Annotated in this window: 14 protein-coding genes; 5 read left to right on the top strand and 9 right to left on the bottom strand. The window is 33.3% G+C overall.

Annotated features, from left to right (window positions below; all coding sequences use genetic code 11):
* Positions 1–392: 392 nt before the first annotated feature.
* Both PRVXT_RS01325 and PRVXT_RS01320 read right to left on the bottom strand, forming a co-directional pair.
* Positions 393–1,127 (bottom strand): ABC transporter permease, encoded by a 735-nt coding sequence (locus PRVXT_RS01325; protein WP_350343902.1) that lies wholly within the window; start codon positions 1,125–1,127, stop codon positions 393–395.
* The gene (locus PRVXT_RS01320) at positions 1,127–2,083 is read right to left on the bottom strand and encodes an ABC transporter ATP-binding protein (protein ID WP_350343901.1); all 957 of its coding nucleotides are present in this window, start codon (positions 2,081–2,083) and stop codon (positions 1,127–1,129) included. The genes PRVXT_RS01325 and PRVXT_RS01320 overlap by 1 nt, the downstream gene beginning before the upstream one ends.
* 1,115 nt (positions 2,084–3,198) lie before the next feature.
* On the opposite strand from PRVXT_RS01320, the gene PRVXT_RS01315 reads away from it, so the two are divergent.
* The gene (locus tag PRVXT_RS01315) at positions 3,199–3,837 is read left to right on the top strand and encodes an ABC transporter ATP-binding protein (RefSeq protein ID WP_350343900.1); all 639 of its coding nucleotides are present in this window, start codon (positions 3,199–3,201) and stop codon (positions 3,835–3,837) included.
* Between the two features lie 3 nt (positions 3,838–3,840).
* Positions 3,841–4,623 carry an ABC transporter permease gene (locus tag PRVXT_RS01310; protein WP_350343899.1) on the top strand — a complete coding sequence of 261 codons (783 nt, stop codon included), beginning with the start codon at positions 3,841–3,843 and terminating at the stop codon, positions 4,621–4,623.
* A gap of 811 nt (positions 4,624–5,434) precedes the next feature.
* Here PRVXT_RS01310 and PRVXT_RS01305 read toward each other — a convergent pair.
* Positions 5,435–5,710 carry a DUF429 domain-containing protein gene (locus PRVXT_RS01305; protein ID WP_350345082.1) on the bottom strand — a complete coding sequence of 92 codons (276 nt, stop codon included), beginning with the start codon at positions 5,708–5,710 and terminating at the stop codon, positions 5,435–5,437.
* 65 nt (positions 5,711–5,775) lie between these two features.
* Positions 5,776–6,159 carry a DUF429 domain-containing protein gene (locus PRVXT_RS01300; RefSeq protein ID WP_350343898.1) on the bottom strand — a complete coding sequence of 128 codons (384 nt, stop codon included), beginning with the start codon at positions 6,157–6,159 and terminating at the stop codon, positions 5,776–5,778.
* Between the two features lie 271 nt (positions 6,160–6,430).
* Here PRVXT_RS01300 and PRVXT_RS01295 point away from each other — a divergent pair, with 271 nt between their 5' ends.
* A complete protein-coding gene (locus PRVXT_RS01295; RefSeq protein ID WP_350343897.1) occupies positions 6,431–7,417 on the top strand; it encodes an AIR synthase family protein in 987 nt (328 codons plus the stop codon).
* Positions 7,418–7,443: 26 nt separating this feature from the next.
* On the opposite strand, the gene PRVXT_RS01290 is transcribed toward PRVXT_RS01295, so the two are convergent.
* Positions 7,444–8,073, bottom strand: a complete 630-nt coding sequence (locus PRVXT_RS01290) for a M23 family metallopeptidase (RefSeq protein ID WP_350343896.1) — start codon at positions 8,071–8,073, stop codon at positions 7,444–7,446.
* 823 nt (positions 8,074–8,896) lie between these two features.
* Complete coding sequence (locus PRVXT_RS01285) at positions 8,897–9,493, bottom strand: nitroreductase family protein (RefSeq protein WP_350343895.1); 597 nt, start codon at positions 9,491–9,493, stop codon at positions 8,897–8,899.
* Between the two features lie 325 nt (positions 9,494–9,818).
* Here PRVXT_RS01285 and PRVXT_RS01280 point away from each other — a divergent pair, with 325 nt between their 5' ends.
* Positions 9,819–10,142: a winged helix-turn-helix transcriptional regulator gene (locus PRVXT_RS01280; protein WP_350343894.1), complete on the top strand. Its 324-nt coding sequence runs from the start codon at positions 9,819–9,821 to the stop codon at positions 10,140–10,142.
* 694 nt (positions 10,143–10,836) lie between these two features.
* Here PRVXT_RS01280 and PRVXT_RS01275 read toward each other — a convergent pair.
* The 3 genes from PRVXT_RS01275 to PRVXT_RS01265 all read right to left on the bottom strand — a co-directional run bounded on the left by PRVXT_RS01275 (position 10,837) and on the right by PRVXT_RS01265 (position 17,006).
* Positions 10,837–11,307 carry a hypothetical protein gene (locus PRVXT_RS01275; protein ID WP_350343893.1) on the bottom strand — a complete coding sequence of 157 codons (471 nt, stop codon included), beginning with the start codon at positions 11,305–11,307 and terminating at the stop codon, positions 10,837–10,839.
* 1,915 nt (positions 11,308–13,222) lie between these two features.
* Entirely contained in the window at positions 13,223–14,953 is a 1,731-nt protein-coding gene (locus PRVXT_RS01270) for a hypothetical protein (protein WP_350343892.1), read from the bottom strand.
* Between the two features lie 265 nt (positions 14,954–15,218).
* Positions 15,219–17,006, bottom strand: a complete 1,788-nt coding sequence (locus tag PRVXT_RS01265; RefSeq protein WP_350343891.1) for a hypothetical protein — start codon at positions 17,004–17,006, stop codon at positions 15,219–15,221.
* Positions 17,007–17,567: 561 nt separating this feature from the next.
* Between PRVXT_RS01265 and PRVXT_RS01260 the strand changes: the two genes are divergently transcribed.
* Positions 17,568–17,696 carry a hypothetical protein gene (locus PRVXT_RS01260; RefSeq protein ID WP_350343890.1) on the top strand — a complete coding sequence of 43 codons (129 nt, stop codon included), beginning with the start codon at positions 17,568–17,570 and terminating at the stop codon, positions 17,694–17,696.
* Positions 17,697–17,712: the final 16 nt, after the last annotated feature.

Raw genomic sequence — 17,712 nt, 5'->3', positions numbered from 1 at the left:
CCTACATCTTCTCCAACACGTAGCAGGTAATTCATTGCCTGCGGACATCGCAACCCAAGTGGCTCCCATTTCTAACTTCACACTTCCCACTACTCAAATGGTAATTCATTGCCTGCGGTTTTGCATACAGATTTGGATGGCCAGCGGTGCCAAGGCACGGGGAATGAATTCCCCTCTACTACTGTTGAAGCCTACATCCTCTCCAACACGTAGCAGGTAATTCATTGCCTGCGGACATCGCAACCCAAATGGCTCCCATTTCTAACTTCACACTTCCCACTACTCAAATGGTAATTCATTGCCTGCGGTTTTGCATACCGATTTCGATGATACTGTGTTGACAAGGATAAAAGGGCTAGCACAACAGGTGCTAGCCCTTTTAATAAGTTTGGCTAGTGAATCCACTTATTTTTAATATTTCTAGTGCTAAATAAAAACAACAATACACTAAAAAACAGCAGCATTAAAAAGTTTAATGATAATAAAAGATGACCATCCTGGTTTATCGCTGTTTTTAAAATATCTGCACCATAGGTTAAGGGTAATATATAAGAGATCGGCCTAATAAACATAGGCAATTGTTCTACTGGAATAAATAACCCACATAAAAATAGCATAGGAAATCTAAAAAAGTTTGAAAATGTTTGGGCTTCAAAAACTTCGCTAACTGAGACTGCAATAAATAACCCCATAAATGTTGAGGTAACCGCGATAAAAAAGATACTACCCATAGCTGCAACCCAGTTGATGTCGGACAGGTCAGTTAAAAATGACGCAAATATAATTGGGAAAATAGCATTTAGTATCCCAAAAAGAATAGCTCCAGTTGTTTTTGCCAACATTAATAAATTTAAATCTATAGGAGCTAAAAGAAGTCTTTCAAAAGAACGACTTTTTCTCTCAAAAGTTATTGTTACTGCTAACATCGATGTAGTACCAAAAAGAATAGACATACATATAACTCCAGGCAAAATATCTCTAATACCCATACTAGTTTCTGACCTAATAAAAAACATAAGTGTCCAGGCAACAGGAAAAATAATGCCCCAGCTAATATTAGGAGGCTTAAAGTAGTAGTTTTTCATGTCCTTCATTAAAATATTCCAAAATGCAATTTTTGCGTTCATTACCTACCACCCTCCTTTTTCATTTTGTTCGTTTCTATGCCAGTTATTTGAACAAATACTTCTTCTAAGGATGGCTTTACAAGCTTAGCTTCGTATACCACCGCTGAATGCTTTTTAAATAATTCGATAAACGGTAAAAGGTCTATTTTTTCTTTTGAATAAACCCTTATAGTTTTGCTGTCTATTAATTTATACCTGTAATTAGGAAACTTTTTCTCCAAAACACTCTGGAGATCTATCTTGCTATTTTCAACATAAAACTGCACTACTTTTTCTTGTTGTGCCTTTTCCATCAAGTTAACAGTAGAATCAATTTTTACAATTTTCCCTTCTACGATAAACGCAATTCTATCGCATAGTCTTTCCGCTTCTTCGATATAATGGGTAGTTAAAAATATAGTTGTTCCATTTCTATTAAGTAAAGTTAATAACTTTCTTATTTGTCTAGCACTTTCGACATCAATTCCAGAAGTTGGTTCATCTAAAAACAAAATTTCAGGACCATGGATAATGCCGGCGGCAATTGTCAACCTCCTTTTCATACCTTTGGAGTACGCTTTAAAAGGCTTCTCAGCAACATGAGATAATCCTACTTGCTCCAACAATTGTAAAGCTTTTTCCTCTCTTTCTTTTTTGTTCATTCCATATAAGGCGCCACAAAAACTTAGGTTTTCTACCCCTGTCATCTCAGGGTACAAATTACTCTCATCTGGAATAATCCCTATCTTTTCTTGGATTTTACTTAGATTTTTAGCACATTCAATTCCAACTATTTTGATATCACCTTTGGTAATTTTAGCTAAACCTATTAACATGTTAATAGTGGTTGTTTTTCCCGCACCATTTGGACCCAAAAGCCCAAATATTTCCCCTTCCTTAACTTTAAAGTTAATTGACTCAACAGCTGTAAATTGCTCATACTTTTTTGTTAAATTTTCAACTTCAATAATACTCATATAATCCCCCTATCTATTTAAGTTATTACTTAATTATATTCTACTGTCTTCTTTTAATTAAGTCAACGCTTAATAGAAAGCTTCGCCAATTGCAGTTAAAATTAAGCTTATTTATGTATAGAAAACACTCTAAAATCAATTCCAATATGATATAATGAAATTAAATTTTTCGTATTAACACCGTAGTAGCAGGTAATTTTATTGCCTGCGGATTTGGCTACGGCTTTGGATGGGGCGACGTTGTCAAGCACGGGGAATGAATTCCCCTCTACTACTACTACTACGGTTGAAATCAACAGCTTCTCAAACGCTTAGCAGGTAATTTGCCTGCGGTTTTGGCTACGGCTTTGGATGGGGCGACGTTGTAAAAGCTCGGGGAATGAATTACCCTCTACTACTACGGTTAAAATCAACATCTTCTCAAACGCGTAGCAGGTAATTCATTGCCTGCGGATTTAGATACAACTTTGGATGGTGAGACGTTGTCAAGCACGGGGAATGAATTCCCCTCTACTACTACTACGGTTGAAATCAACAGCTTCTCAAACTCGTAGCAGGTAATTTATTGCCTGCGGTTTTGGCTACGGCTTTGGATGGGGCGACGTTGTCAAGCACGGGGAATGAATTCCCCTCTACTACGGGTAAATCCAGCATCCTCTCCAACACGTAGCAGGTAATTCATTCCTGCGGATTTGGCTACGGCTTTGGATGGGGTGACGTTGTCAAGGCTCGGGGAATGAATTCCCCTCTACTACTACGGGTGAAATCAACATCTTCTCAAACGCATAGCAGGTAATTTATTGCCTGCGGTTTTGGCTACGGCTTTGGATGGGGCGACGTTGATAAAGCTCGGGGAATGAATTACCCTCTACCACTACGGTTGAAATCAACATCTTCTCAAGCGCGTAGCAGGTAATTTATTGCCTGCGGTTTTGGCTACGGCTTTGGATGGGGCGACGTTGATAAAGCTCGGGGAATGAATTACCCTCTACTACTACGGTTGAAATCAACGGCTTTAGATTTGGCTACGAATTTTAAAAGGATAAACAATAACTAAATTAGCTATTTATTCTAATGTATTTATCGGTCCAAATTCCATTGTAGGAGGTTTGTCTATGTTTTTACTTAACAATATAAAGTACAAAAAAATCCTTGACATTAACAACTTAGAAATAAAGGAGGGAAAAATTACCTGTATAGTTGGGGAAAGTGGTAGCGGTAAAACCACCCTTTTGCGGATGTTAAATAAACTTATTAGCTGTGACAGTGGAGAAATCTTTTTTAGAAATAGATTAATTGATGAAATTGATTCTGTCCAATTAAGAAGAAATGTAATAATGTTGCCACAAGAACCTGCTATTTTTAGTGGTAGCATTAAGGATAATCTTTTGATTGGGCTTAAATTTTCTGAAAAACAAGAGGCAGCTGAGGGTGAACTACAAAAAGCTTTGAAAACTGTCTACCTTAGGAAAATGCTAGATGATGAGGCTGATAAACTATCTGGTGGAGAAAAACAGAGGTTAGCTTTAGCTAGGGTTATGCTAATGAATCCAGAGGTGCTTTTGCTAGATGAACCTTCTTCAGCCTTAGATGAGGATACTGAGCTGTTAATTATTGAAAAGCTTGTAAATTATTCTTGTAGCAATAACAAAACTCTAGTCATGGTTACCCACTCAAAAAATATTGCCCGTCAATTTGCAAATGAGGTTATTAAGATTAAAGATGGTACAGTAACCAGTGTTGAGGAGGTATAAGTTATGGGTGATGTTGTAGAGCTTTCATTTTTGCAGATGATAGCTGCTTATGTTTTTGTTGTTATTTTGTTGCTTATCGTTAGAGCCAGGGGAATTTCAAGGGAAAAAGAAATCCTTGTTTCATCAATTAGAATGACAATACAGCTCATACTTGTTGGGTATATTCTTGTTTATTTATTGGATAATAAAAACCCTTTTTATACAATAATGGTAATAGTTATTATGGAGGCATTTGCAATTCATAACATATTTAAAAGAACCAAAGAGCAAATTTCCACCCCTCTCAAAAAAACTATAGCCGCTTCAATGGTAATAGGAACTTTGTCTAGTCTATTATATTTTTTATTTATAGTAATCAACATCTCTCCTTGGTATGATCCACAGTATTTTATTCCCATTGCAGGAATGTTAATAGGAAATTCTATGACTGGTATTTCTTTAGGTGTAACAAGGCTTGTGGACGGTATGACCAAACAAAAGCATATGGTGGAATCTGCCTTAATGCTTGGCGCTACACCAAAGATGGCTTCTAAAGATATTGTGGATAAAGCCTTTGATTCGGCTATCTTACCAACGATAAACTCTATGGTGGGTATGGGTATTGTTTTTTTGCCTGGGATGATGACTGGGCAAATTTTGTCAGGTGTTTCGCCGGTACTGTCAATAAAGTATCAAATTGCTATTATGTTGGGGATAGTGGGAAGTGTTTCGCTAACCGTTATATTGTTTCTACATTTTGGATATAAAACCTTTTTCAATGATAGTAGTCAAATGTTAGTTGATTAATAAAGGATGTTCTCATGACGAGAACATCCTTTATATATAAATTCCAAAAATACAAGCAATGAATTACCCTCTACTACGGTTGAAATCAGCATAGCATCCTCTCCAACACGTAGCAGGTAATTCATTGCCTGCGGTTTTGCATACGGATTTGGATGGTGCAGCGGTGCCAAGACACGGGGAATGAATTCCCCTCTACTACGGTTAAAATCAACATCCTCTCCAACACGTAGTAGCAGGTAATTCATTGCCTGCGGATTTGGCACAGCTTTGGATGGGGCGACGTTGTCAAGGCACGGGGAATGAATTCCCCTCTACCACAGGTAAATTCAGCATCCTCTCAAACACGTAGTAGCAGGTAATTCATTGCCTGCGGTTTTGCATACGGCTTTGGATGGTGCAGCGGTGCCAAGGCACGGGGAATGAATTCCCTCTAATACTGTTGAAACCAGCATCCTCTCCAACACGTAGCAGGTAATTCATTGCCTGCGGATTTGGCTACGGCTTTGGATGGGGCGACGTTGTCAAGCACGGGGAATGAATTCCCCTCTACTACTACTACTACGGTTGAAATCAACAGCTTCTCAAACGCTTAGTAGCAGGTAATTCATTGCCTGCGGACATCGCAACCCAAATGGCTCCCATTTCTAACTTCCCACTTCCCACTACTCAAATGGTAATTCATTACTGCGGATTTAGACACTTTGGATGGTGCAGCTTTTCATGATTTATGTTTGCTGGCTGATATTATCTGTAATGTTTTGTTTGTTAGTTCTCCAAGTTCTCAAAACCACTGCTTAAAAAAATTGAAATGTTATTTTCTAACCCATATCCACCCTTCTTTTTTCGCTAGTTCTATATCTTCAGGATAAAACACTTTACCTTCTAAAAAGTCCTTTGCAGCTAATAGACATATTGCGCTATCAAGCACGTCATCTTCTTTTATTAGCAGTTCTTTACTTAAGGAGATATCAATATATCTGGAAAGTTCTTTAACAATAGCTTTTCTAAAACCCTCTCCCTTTTTATCTTTATAGCCTGTACTTTTAATGTCCCATTGGCTTAATGTAGCTGAAGGGTATACCTCTATCGCTGATATTGGAGCTAGTTTTTGATGATTTAAGGCTAGCTCAATATTTTGGTTAGTTAAACTTCTTAACTCATCATGATTGCCAAAGCAGAATGGGCAGTTCTAGCTATTCTATCTGCTCCTACATCTAGCGGCTGTTTGTTTACGTTTCTTTTTATGAATTTATCTGTTTCTCTTCGAAATAGATTATTTGAATCGCTTTCTAAAGGTTCTCCCGCTATGTGCTCCGTTAGGGTTGAGCCTAGGTTTTGCGGCCACCCTAACGGAGCATCAACTGCTAGCAAAACTTTATCATCTGGATTTATCCACTTATATATTGTTTGTGCTATTGGTGTTTTAGTAAATCCTAAAGTCGCATCTTTTAATGTTAGTGTGCCATTTTCGTAATGACCCAAAGCCAATCCTGTTTTTTGGGATTTTGTCGCACAATCTATTCCTATTATTTTCATCGGTTTACCCCCATCTTCTATGAATTACTTCCCTATTTTTAAGCGTAACTTAGTAAACAAAGAGTATTAAAACTCTTTATTCATTTTCCAACTTCTTTACAATAATCATCTCATATTACTAATTAACACTACTCGATTTCGCTGAACAAATAAAAGGTTCTGTCTTTATTAATAGTTTCATCGCTTCTATTTTGCTCATTTCAAGTCATTTCTTTTAGCCATGGTAGGGGTATGTTATAATACTGTTAACTGTTAAGAAGGAGTGACCGTTATGAAGATAGGGAAAATACCAAGTGATGCATTAAAAAGGATTATTTATTCAAATATATCCAATAACAGGCCAGAAGTAATGGTTAGACCTAATATTGGTGAGGATTGTTCTGTTATTGACTTTGATAAATACGGAGCTGTAATAAGCACAGATCCAATCACAGGAACAACAAATGATATAGGAAGTTTAGCAGTCCATATAAACTGCAACGACATTGCATCAAATGGAGTAGAACCTTTGGGAATAATGTTAACTATATTAGCACCACCTGAAACAACTGAGGAAGATTTAGCAAAGGTGATGGCTGATGCTAACAAAGCTGCGGCGTCTATCAATGTTGAAATATTAGGTGGTCACACAGAGATAACAACTGCTGTAAATCAAATGGTAATTAGCGGAACAGCAATTGGGCGGCAATTAAAAGATAAGGTAATCTTAAGTAAAGGCGCCCAGGTAGGGGACGCCGTAATTATGACAAAACATGCTGGTCTTGAAGGAGCATCTATTATTTCTAATGATCTAGAAGATAAATTAAAGTCTACTTTAACACAAGATGAAATTAAAAATGCCCAGTCTTTTGCAAAAGATATCAGTGTTGTTAAAGAAGGTGTCATTGCAGGTAATATTGGGACAAGTAGTATGCATGATGTCACTGAAGGTGGAGTTTTAGGAGCCCTCTGGGAGTTAGCAGAAGCTTCTCAGTTGGGCATTAAAGTTTTTTCAGAACAAATTCCCTTAAAAAAGGAAACTAAAACAATTTGCGAGTTTTTCTCAATTAATCCTTTTAAGCTAATTTCTAGTGGAGTAATGATAATGACTATTTCAGAAGACAAAGTAAAGCTATTATTAGACTCCTTAAAAAATGAGAAAATAGATGCAACGGTGATAGGTAAAATTACAGAAAAGGATAGAGTTGTAGTAAAGGATAATGAAGCTTTAAGGCTAGATCCCCCTGACGCAGATGAGTTATATAAGGTAATTGGTTAATTTAGGAGTATTTCCTAAAACCGTATTTAACTCTTCTCTTTTACATTGTCCTTATTAGAAGCCTTCATCATAAACTCTTTATATTCTTGTTCAGTGAATCCAGTTACATAAAAGACTTCTCCTACTTCTTTTACCAGTTCTCCCATTTTATACAAATCAAACTCTATCTGAAAGCAATCTTCACCTTTCCAGGCCCCAATATGCACATGAGGCAATCGTGACGGGCCGTTGTTGCCGCCGTATGCTATAACCTGGCCTTCTTTTACTTTTTCACCTTCTTTTAGTAATGGGTCTTGGATATGCGCCAATAGAATGTTTTTCCCATCTTCTCTACATATAGTAATACTTGATGGCTTGGATTGCTCATATGAACCTGGAGTATTAGTTATAGGATTGACATACACACTGGTGACCTTACCACTAACCGGCGCTAAGACCTCTGCGCCAAATGTAAACCAATCCTCATTTTTCATACCATCATTTTTATACCGCTTTGAAAATCCTTTTCTGCTAGTGGCAGAAATATCTAAGGCCTCAACAAAGCAATCCCTCCCTAGTGAATCTCCAAGGTTTTTAAGGTTCCCTGCAAAGTGTTCTGCATAAGACATAGCTCGCTTAAATATAGGATGCACTCTTACTGTTTCATAATTTTTCACTAAAAATTCGCCTCCATTTTATTTTATAATACAATAAAAAACATTCTAGAAAAATGACCCACTTCCATTGTCGAGAATATTTTTTATTGCCCAGCCTCAACTTGTTAAAAAATACTGCTGCCTTTTAAAATATTTTGCATATTAACCCCCTATAAATATAAAAACTTATAAGAATATTTTACTATTTTTTCAATTTTTGTTCAATACACCAAACAAAGCACTTTACATACCAATTCTAAAAAGTGTTTTGTTTGGTGTATTTTTTGTTCTTTAGTTTTGACTGCTAAAGTCAAAACATTAATTGGCCACGAAAACGTCGATATTTGCTTTTTCTGCTTGGTCTGAGATTTAGACAGTTGAAATTAGATGTGATGATGCTGGGTCTGGAAAAGATTTACTGCCTAGCATTTTTAAAAAAAGTATAATTAGCCCATATTCTTACCGACTCATCATGTAGCTAATTTGGAAAAGGAACTGCGGCCCAGCAGGTAGCTAATTTATACGTCTTCGTGGCTAAATAAGGGGTTAAATTCAATAGATTTTTCTCTATAACTTTAATAAAAAACCCCTACCGTCTTCTGTGGATTAAATGTGGATAACCAACAGAGTTCGACAGGGGGGGTGTGTTTTTAACAATCATCTTTATCAGGTTTAAAATTTGTGATAAAAAGTGCTGTTAAATGCTAATATGTTCAAGTTTTTTACATACATTTTTTCTCTTTTAGCATTATAAATAAATTATTTTTGATATAAACAACAGACATGAAATTGTTAAAAATCACATCTGTTACTAAAAAGTTCTTTTGTTATGCTGTAAATATTATTAAAATATCTTTACTCTTTCCTCTAATGGCATAAAATCCTTATCCCCAGCGGGAGCAATTGGTTTTCCAAAGGGCATCTGTGCAATTATTTTCCAATTTTTCGGTATATTCCACTGCTGTTTTACTTCATCTTCGATAAGCTCATTGTAATGTTGTAGAGATGCACCAAGACCTTCTACTTCTAGAGAAGTCCAAACTACATATTGAAGCATCCCACTTGATTGTTGTGACCAAATTGGAAAATTATCCTTGTAAGTAGCAAATTGTTTTTGCAATGAATCAATTACACTCATATCTTCAAAGAACAAGATAGTTCCATATCCGTTTTGAAAAGAATTAATTTTTTCTTCAGTTGCAGAAAATCGTTTTTCTGGAACAATTTTTCTTAAGGACTCCTTTGTTATATCCCATAACTTATCATGATTCTCTCCGAATAGGACAACAACTCTTGCACTTTGAGAGTTAAAAGCAGAAGGCGTATGTTTTACAGCATCTTTTACGACTTCTTGAATTCTTACATCTGAAATAGTTGTTTCCTTGCTAATTCCATATATAGATCTTCTTTCTTTGACAGCAGTATAAAAATCTTTTGACATTTTAATTTTCCTCCTTATTTAAAAACACTTTAAGTTTGTAACATTATTATTCACTTAACTTTTTTACAGCCTTGATGGCACTTAAAGCAAAACCTACATGGCATTTTTACTTTACACCCTAACTGTAGTATAATCCCTATATCATTTACATAACTCATTTAAACTCAATGCTACTCTTTTAAAATAGTCTACTATAAGTCACCCTTATTAAAAGTTCTTCTTTATTTTTTGCATGTCCTTATGCTATAATTATAAATCATATTATGAAATATAAAAGTATGCACTTTTTAGTAAGATACTATATAAAAGGATAGTGATATAAATCATGAGAAACGAAAAAAAGTTAAAATATAGTTGTGCTATACAATATACATTAGATTTAATAGGGGGAAAATGGAAACTTATTATATTATGGCATCTTACTCATAAAGAAATAATGAGATATGGTGAAATAAAAAGAAGTCTTACAGGCATTACTCATAAAATGTTAAGTCAACAATTGAAAGATTTGGAGGCTGATGGGTTCATACACCGTAAGGAATACCCTCAAATCCCTCCAAAGGTCGAGTATTCTTTAACAGACTTAGGTAAGTCTCTCTTACCTGTTTTACAGAGTATGAGTAACTGGGGTAATGAGCATATGCAATAATGCTTTACTTCTAACAAATAAACACTCTAATTTAACAATTACCGAAATTTGTTGCATCAAGTGTCTATTTATAAAAATTACCTTCAAAACACAGCCACTCTTCCCATTTTTACAAACGAATAATTTTACTCATCATCGCCAAAATTCAACTTTTTCTATTTATAATTTTAATAAAAACCCCTGCCGTTTTCTGTGGATTAAATGTGGATAACCAACAGAGTTCGACGCGGGGTTTATATTTTTATCTGCTCTTTTGAGGGAACAAAACTATCCCTACATTTGGTCACATTGTATTTTTGAATTTACATATTTGTTTTGTTTTTTGAATAAGTTCTGTTGGATCACTATAGTGCTCGTACAAGGTCAAGGGCAAAGAAAAAGGCTGCTTCCTTTTGGAACAGCAGCCTGAACTAGCGCTATTTTGTTTATTTCCTTAGTCTAAATCTTCGATGTTCATTTTACGTATTTCAGATTTTTTGGCCAAATCCTTTCTCACGTACCAATATATAGACAAGAAAATTATAGTGCTAATGTTAAATACGAAGAACATAAGTATACCTAAAAGTTTAAAATCATCCAAAAAAATTGTTACAGAAAAAATTGTTGCTATAGTTAAAGAAAGTATTGGTAATATAAACCCAAACCACCGACTACCGCTCTTGTTTAAAAAATATTGTTTGTTACTGGAGTTATGTTAGTTAGATAAATCAGTATATATTCTAGCCAATCCTAATATAAAGATAGGGCCAACAATAAAGGCATAGACAATCATTAATAAAAATTGTAAAGCACCCTGAATAAATAATATACCTAATAGAAGTGAAAAACTTACTATAATCCTTATTGAGATAAACTTTAGCATAGTTGCTATATTTTGATGTACAAGGCTTATGCTTTTAGTCACTATCTTTGTTAAACTTAAGTTAGTATCTAAAAACAGAAAAGAAATAAATGCAAGGTAAAATGCTGCTATTGCATATAAAACAAGGGCTGTAATTGTTAAGGGTTCAAATTCTAATAGTTTTTCCCCATAAAAGCCGAAGAGCAAATTAAAAACAATAGCTGGCACTCCAAATATTATTACCCCTTTTAGGATTTTCTCCAAAAATTCTAAAAGATAATCTGATACACGACATCCTTTTACTAAGCTCAAGCACAGACTCATAATAAACAAGTTTATCAAAATAGATCCTATGTATTTAACCACAGTACTAAACAAACTGCCCCCAAAAATGTAGATTAAAGCTTCTTCAACAATAATGACCCCTAATACCCAAAAAATGGGTAATAAAATTACGGACTTCAAATTCTCCTTAAACAAACAAAAACCACTTTTAATATATTGTATATGAGCCCCTAGTAATTTTTGTACTCATAAGCATATTTTACCATTTTTAGATTCTTGTTCAAGATGAGTAGTAGGGTTTATCCCACTCCTTAACTGCTAGTATAAGAGCAGCCTATATCTTCTAAGTGTTCCGCTACTTTAAATGCGACCTATTATAGCAACATAAATTAGAAAAGGGTAGAATACCTTCTCTTTCTAATTTATGTTGCTTTTTCTCTATGACTTTAATAAAAATCCCTGCCGTCTTCTGTGGATAAGATGTGGATAACCGACAGAATTCGACAGGGATTTGTGTTTTGAACAATCTTTTTTATGAGTTTTGAACAATCTTTTTTATCTTTGAACAAACTTTTTTATTGGGAGACAATGGGTGTCTATTTATAATAAAGTTTGTTCAAAATCCAACCACCCCTAACCCTCTATCACATCTGCTCTCACATCACTTTTCCCATTTTTTACAAGTGAATAAAGTTTGTACAAAATTTGTCCTAATTACTTCCATCTATCCACTAATTTCTGTAAGAATGTAAATTACTTCAAGTTAATAAAGTTTGTTCGTCATCGCCAAAATTCGACATATTTTTCAATAGGTGTCTATTTATAATAAAGTTTGTTCAAAATCCAACCACCCCTAACCCTTTATCACATCTGCTCTCACACCACTTTTCCCATTTTTTACAAGTGAATAAAGTTTGTTCAAAATTTTTCCTAATTACTTCCATTCATCCACTAATTTCTGTAAGAATGTAAATTACTTCAAGTTAATAAAGTTTGTTCGTCATCGCCAAAATTGGACATCTTTTTCTATAGGCTTTTTCGATATGGTTTTCGATATTTTTTGCTTTTATTATTAAAGTTATAGTTGTATAAATACTATAACAACAAGGCATACCAGCTTTCCTCGATAGAGCTTTTCAATATCTTTTCTCTATATTTTTAATAAAAAACCCTGCCGTCTTCTGTGCATAACCGACATAATTCGACAGGGATTTGTGTTTTGAACAATCTTTTTTATGAGTTTTAAACAATCTTTTTTATTTTTGAACAAACTTTTTTATTGGGAGACAATGGGTGTCTATTTATAATAAAGTTTGTTCAAAATCCAACCACCCCTAACCCTCTATCACATCTGCTCTCACACCACTTTTCCCATTTTTTACAAGTAAATAAAGTTTGTTCAAAATTTTTCCTAATTACTTCCATTCATCCACTAATTTCTGTAAGAATGTAAATTACTTCAAGTTAATAAAGTTTGTTCGTCATCGCCAAAATTCGACATATTTTTCTATAGGCTTTTTTCGATATGGTCTTCGATATATTTTCCTTTTATTATTAAAGTTAAAGTTGTATAAATACTATAACAGCAAGGCATAGCAGCTTTTTTCGATAGGGATTTTCAATATCTTTTATCTAAAATTTTAATAATAAACCCCTGCCGTCTTCTGTGTATATCCTACAGAATTCGACAGGGATTTGTGTTTTGAACAATCTTTTTTATGAGTTTTAAACAATCTTTTTTATTTTTGAACAAACTTTTTTATTGGGAGACATGGTGTAGGAGTTAGGGGTTAGGGGTAGATAAAAAACAGCTATATCTACTATGTTTGCCGTTAATTATATTATTTGAACTTTTATCCTTTCTTATCATCAAACTCTTGCTCAATTCCCCCCTTTCTTAAGAATTGAGCTTTTCTTTAGTGCTTTTCTCTTCGCTTGATTAAAGATATATCCATTACTTTTGCAGATTAGATATATTACTTATTGGATACCTTTTAAATTCCTCACGTTCTTCCGTGGTAAGCTTATCAAAGTAATATTCAAAATCTGTTTTGTTGTCCAACAAAATATTTATTCCACACAAAACTACAGGCTTGTCCTTTTCTATTTCCCTCAACCCCAACAGTTCATGTTTTTCACTTGTATATAAACCTCTCATTCTCTTGAGTATCTGATACTTATTTAATTTAGTCACTGTATCTATATTGTCATGATGCTCTAACCATCTACAAATCTCAAGTGCCAATGATATGCTCTCTTTAAAGTTGTTATCTAAATCATATGCTGTAATTAAATTTAAAACTAATTGTGTAACTGCTCTCCTGTGCTGCTCTGAAAACGGAGCGCTTTTTATAGATTCTTTTACGATTTGGAGGTTTAAGTTGTTAGCTTTTAGAATATAATCTGTTGTTAAAAGAGTATATATACAGCCTTCATATTCACATTCATTGTATGTATAGATACACTTAGGAAGTTTCTCTTTATTGCCAAATAAGTTGATAATATTCATATACCTATTTATATCTACCAAAATAAAAATCGCAATATGTATATTCCCAATCTTTATCAAAGAAAAATTAGACCTGCTTAACTTCGATTTAATCTTTCTTTTGTTAATATTTATATCGATAAAAATATTTAAGTTTTTATAATCTTTGTTGGTAAGGCTATCCATTTCTAAGTCCTCTTTTATATTATAGAGATTTAATACTTTTTCTGTTTTAAGTAAATTACTGTAATATTGCTGTATTGCAACCCTCTTTTTTCCCGGTATATTAAGCACTTCAAATCTTGCTTCTTCTACGCAAAAATATCCATTTTTTATTACATTTATAATAAACTCTGTCTCTTTTAATCTAGTACTTAAATTTCCCTTAGAATTAAAATGCATAATGTTATCGTTAATATTGAAATTAATATTTTCATTTACAACAATAAAGTCTTTGTTCTTAGACTTAACCATTTTGCAACTTTCAAAATAAACCACTGAATCTACTGATATATTACTATCAATCTGATATGATATTTGCTCAGCTTTACTCTTTCCTAAAGGAGTGGGTATCGACTCCTCACATTCACGGCCGTATAAATAAATTTCATTATTTAAAACATGGTCGCTTATGGTTGTTTTATCATCAACAAACACTGTAAAATCAATAATATTAAACTCCTCTAGTTCCCTATTTTTGTCTCCTTGCCTCACTGTACTATATTGAAGTTTCCTGTTATGTAAAAAACTACGGCATATATTTTGCAACTTAGAGCTTTTTGCTAAATATGTTAATTTTCCTGAAATACTTTTTTGACCTTCCATTGCTTTGGCTAAAAGTGTTTTTATATCTAAAGGGAGTAAGCAAATATAAAATATTTTTGTTTCCAATCTCTTATTTATCTCGACAACAAAAAAAAGAATGCCGCCTTCATGAAAGTAGTTTAGTAAGTCTGAAACTTGGATAGGAAAGGATTTCGTTTTTGCACTAAATTTTTTTACATTTGTACCTTTTACTTGAACTGGTACTTTGCCTTTTAGATTGTCTTTCCTATGATTAGAAGTATTATATACATAGATTTCACCATCCCATGATGGTGTTTTATCGTTTTTATCAAGTAAAGACTTTAATAATTTGCTTTTATCTACTACATCCTCAACACATCTAATTGCTTTCTCTTCAGTCTTACTACTCACTTTATCACCCCTATGACATACATTTATCTCCATTTTATTGACAAATAGTCCAATTTAGATATATCTAAATATAATACGCTGAGCTTTAAATATGTGTTGACTTACATTTGCTCACAAAGATTCCATCATATCAACCTTGTTATAAATATTCGTTTTCCAATAAGAAGTCACTAGCAAAAAGTTTCTCTAATATTTTTTTGCTATTGATTTATATAGTGAATAGATTTCAGGTTCTGTATTTCCCATTTTTTACTTGGTCTTAAGGTCAAAATAAATATTGGCATCCGTATAATATCTCCTCACAACATTGCTTTACGTCTGTATTTTCTATTTGTTTAGAGCTTATTTTTTGTAAATTTTTCTTGTATTCAATGTACGATTTTCTTTTAATGGTCACCACTTGGCTCAAACTACTGCATCTTTCTTGAAACCATGTATAAAGAATATCTTCTAACAAAATTTTACAGTAAAAGACCATCTTTTCATAAACCTCTTCCATTAAGTAAATTGGTACTTTTGCCTCATGGGTGAGCATATTCCTGACCCTGTAAATCCTAGAAAGGTCGTTTTCGACTTGCTTTTCTACCCTTTCTATTGAATCTAATAAAAAAACACACCTTTTTTTCCCTACCTTTTTTACTTGTAACATTTGAGACATAAGGCGGATATATCGTGTCTCAATTACCTTCCCAGTATAAAAACTAGCTGCTTTGTCTCCCTTATCATTGAAAAAAGCTAGATATACATGTTTTTTAATTTTTTTCCTTCTAACCTCAAATGAGTCCTCTATTTGACTATTCATTTTTTTAAATAAAATTCCGTTTTCTCTCCCAACTTTCAGCCGTTGCAACGTCCTATTCAAGCTCTTCTTTGCATAAGAACTACCTATAATAGGTATAGAATAATCAATAACGCTTTGTCTTTTACCCGTAAAGGAATCATGATTAAATAAAAATTCTAATAAGCTCCATATTGCTATAAAAGCTGTTTCTTTCGGAGATTCTTGAACAACTCTTATCCATTCTAATAACCTGATTATTTCACTTGAATACTCACTTTCTTGAGTAATTAAAAGTTGTATATAGTTGTTAACATTATCAACCACTAACTTCGGCTCTTCAGGTAAAATCGGTAATAGGTTTACTCTTTTTCCGCTAATATCAATTACCATTACTTCTTTTTTAATACTCTCGTTATAAGTTTGCAGCTTTTTGTCAAGTCTAAACAATTTCACCCTACTTTCTAGTAATTCTCTTGCTCTACTAGCTGCTGCACAATTATCCAACGCTTCAACTTTTACTATAGCAAAAGAAAGACCTTCTTCCTCTGAAAGAAAATCATTAATTTTGTTTTCTTCTAAAGTGTATTCCTCGATTTTTTCTTTCAAATAACTGTTGTTTTTAAAGTTAATTATAGACTCTTCTGAGTTAGAATTTAAAAAATTATAATCTTTATGTGAGGGTAAAGAAAGTTTTAAACAACACTCAAATTCTCTCTTATTATGTTTTCCAAGGTCTTTTATACGAAGCAACCTCGATTCAAAATCACTATCTTGCTCATATATAAATACCCCAGCTCCCCAGCTATAAAGATGTTTTTTTGAGTGTCCCATATGTAAAAGCTCACTTACTAATAACTCAAGAGATTCATCAACTTGCGAATAGCGTGTTTTTTCATTATTTAAAAGTTCTTGTAAGCCATCAACATGCCAGTCTATTGTTGGTTTTCTGCCTAACTTATTATTAAAAACCTGTATAATTCTTTCCACTTCTTCCACTTTTCTAATCTTCCTTGATTCGAATTCCTCATCTCTCAGCTGCTTCCATTCTTTAATAAAATCCATCAACCAAAATTTTAACATTTCCATATCTCTAGTTAAGTATAAATGTTTGTATCGAACTATAGTATCTATTAACTCTTTTACCACGCTTTCAATATGGTACGAATAAAGCACTCGCTTTTTAAACAACCTTACACTATGAAGAGTTTCATCTAAAACCATTTTTAAAGAAGGATGTGTGAGCTTTCGAAAGTGGGTGTGTTCTTCATTCAAGAGCTCGCCCCACCTTAAAATAAAATATTTTTGTATGTCATTTGGTTCACTCTTGTAATTATTTTTAAACAAACAATCTTTATACATTTTCTTAAACACCCCTTGATTATTTAGTATATTTATTGTATAATTTGCATATAATAAATATAAGAGATACGGGGCTTAACCGATTTAAAGTCAAATTAGAGATATTTTTAAATCAGGTTACTGCCCCTTTTTAATTTTTATTGGACGTTACTCCTCTAAAAATGCAATGGCCTTCATAATTTAATATAGAAAATAAGAGCTATATATTATCAGTCATAGTTTCTTTAATAATTTAAATTTACTTCAGTTTATCATACTTAAAATAACATTCAAGCTTTATTAAAAACAAGACTCAACGGTTTATTATAACCCACGCGTCTTGTTTTTTATATTAGACCAAACATAAAAACTCAAAAATAATAAACCTTTGTTTAAAGCAATTATATTTTTAGTTTATGTCATTTAATATTAACAACATAACTAAAGTAATAATAATCAATGCGCATCATACTAATTCTATATATTCCATTTTAATTGGCTAGAACAAGAGGAAGTAAAATTACACCTGCACAAACTTCATGGATGAATACAATAACTTTTATTACTTACGAAGAAGCAGGTCATATATTAGCAACCGATTGGGATTCTGACATAACTAAATAAATAATTGGAACTACAA

The organism is Proteinivorax tanatarense, assembly GCF_040267685.1.
In the GTDB taxonomy this organism is placed as follows: domain Bacteria; phylum Bacillota; class Proteinivoracia; order Proteinivoracales; family Proteinivoracaceae; genus Proteinivorax; species Proteinivorax tanatarense.
The sequence above is the reverse complement of the archived record's forward strand: the minus strand, read 5'-3'. Positions and strand labels throughout refer to the sequence as shown.

Bases quoted from the DNA above. Each gene is read 5' to 3' on its own strand.
- PRVXT_RS01300 (WP_350343898.1), bottom strand. From the start codon at position 6,159: ATGAAAATAATAGGAATAGATTGTGCGACAAAATCCCAAAAAACAGGA.
- PRVXT_RS01285 (WP_350343895.1), bottom strand. From the start codon at position 9,493: ATGTCAAAAGATTTTTATACTGCTGTCAAAGAAAGAAGATCTATATAT.
- PRVXT_RS01295 (WP_350343897.1), top strand. From the start codon at position 6,431: ATGAAGATAGGGAAAATACCAAGTGATGCATTAAAAAGGATTATTTAT.
- PRVXT_RS01275 (WP_350343893.1), bottom strand. From the start codon at position 11,307: ATGAGTCTGTGCTTGAGCTTAGTAAAAGGATGTCGTGTATCAGATTAT.
- PRVXT_RS01325 (WP_350343902.1), bottom strand. From the start codon at position 1,127: ATGAACGCAAAAATTGCATTTTGGAATATTTTAATGAAGGACATGAAA.
- PRVXT_RS01280 (WP_350343894.1), top strand. From the start codon at position 9,819: ATGAGAAACGAAAAAAAGTTAAAATATAGTTGTGCTATACAATATACA.
- PRVXT_RS01310 (WP_350343899.1), top strand. From the start codon at position 3,841: ATGGGTGATGTTGTAGAGCTTTCATTTTTGCAGATGATAGCTGCTTAT.
- PRVXT_RS01320 (WP_350343901.1), bottom strand. From the start codon at position 2,083: ATGAGTATTATTGAAGTTGAAAATTTAACAAAAAAGTATGAGCAATTT.
- PRVXT_RS01315 (WP_350343900.1), top strand. From the start codon at position 3,199: ATGTTTTTACTTAACAATATAAAGTACAAAAAAATCCTTGACATTAAC.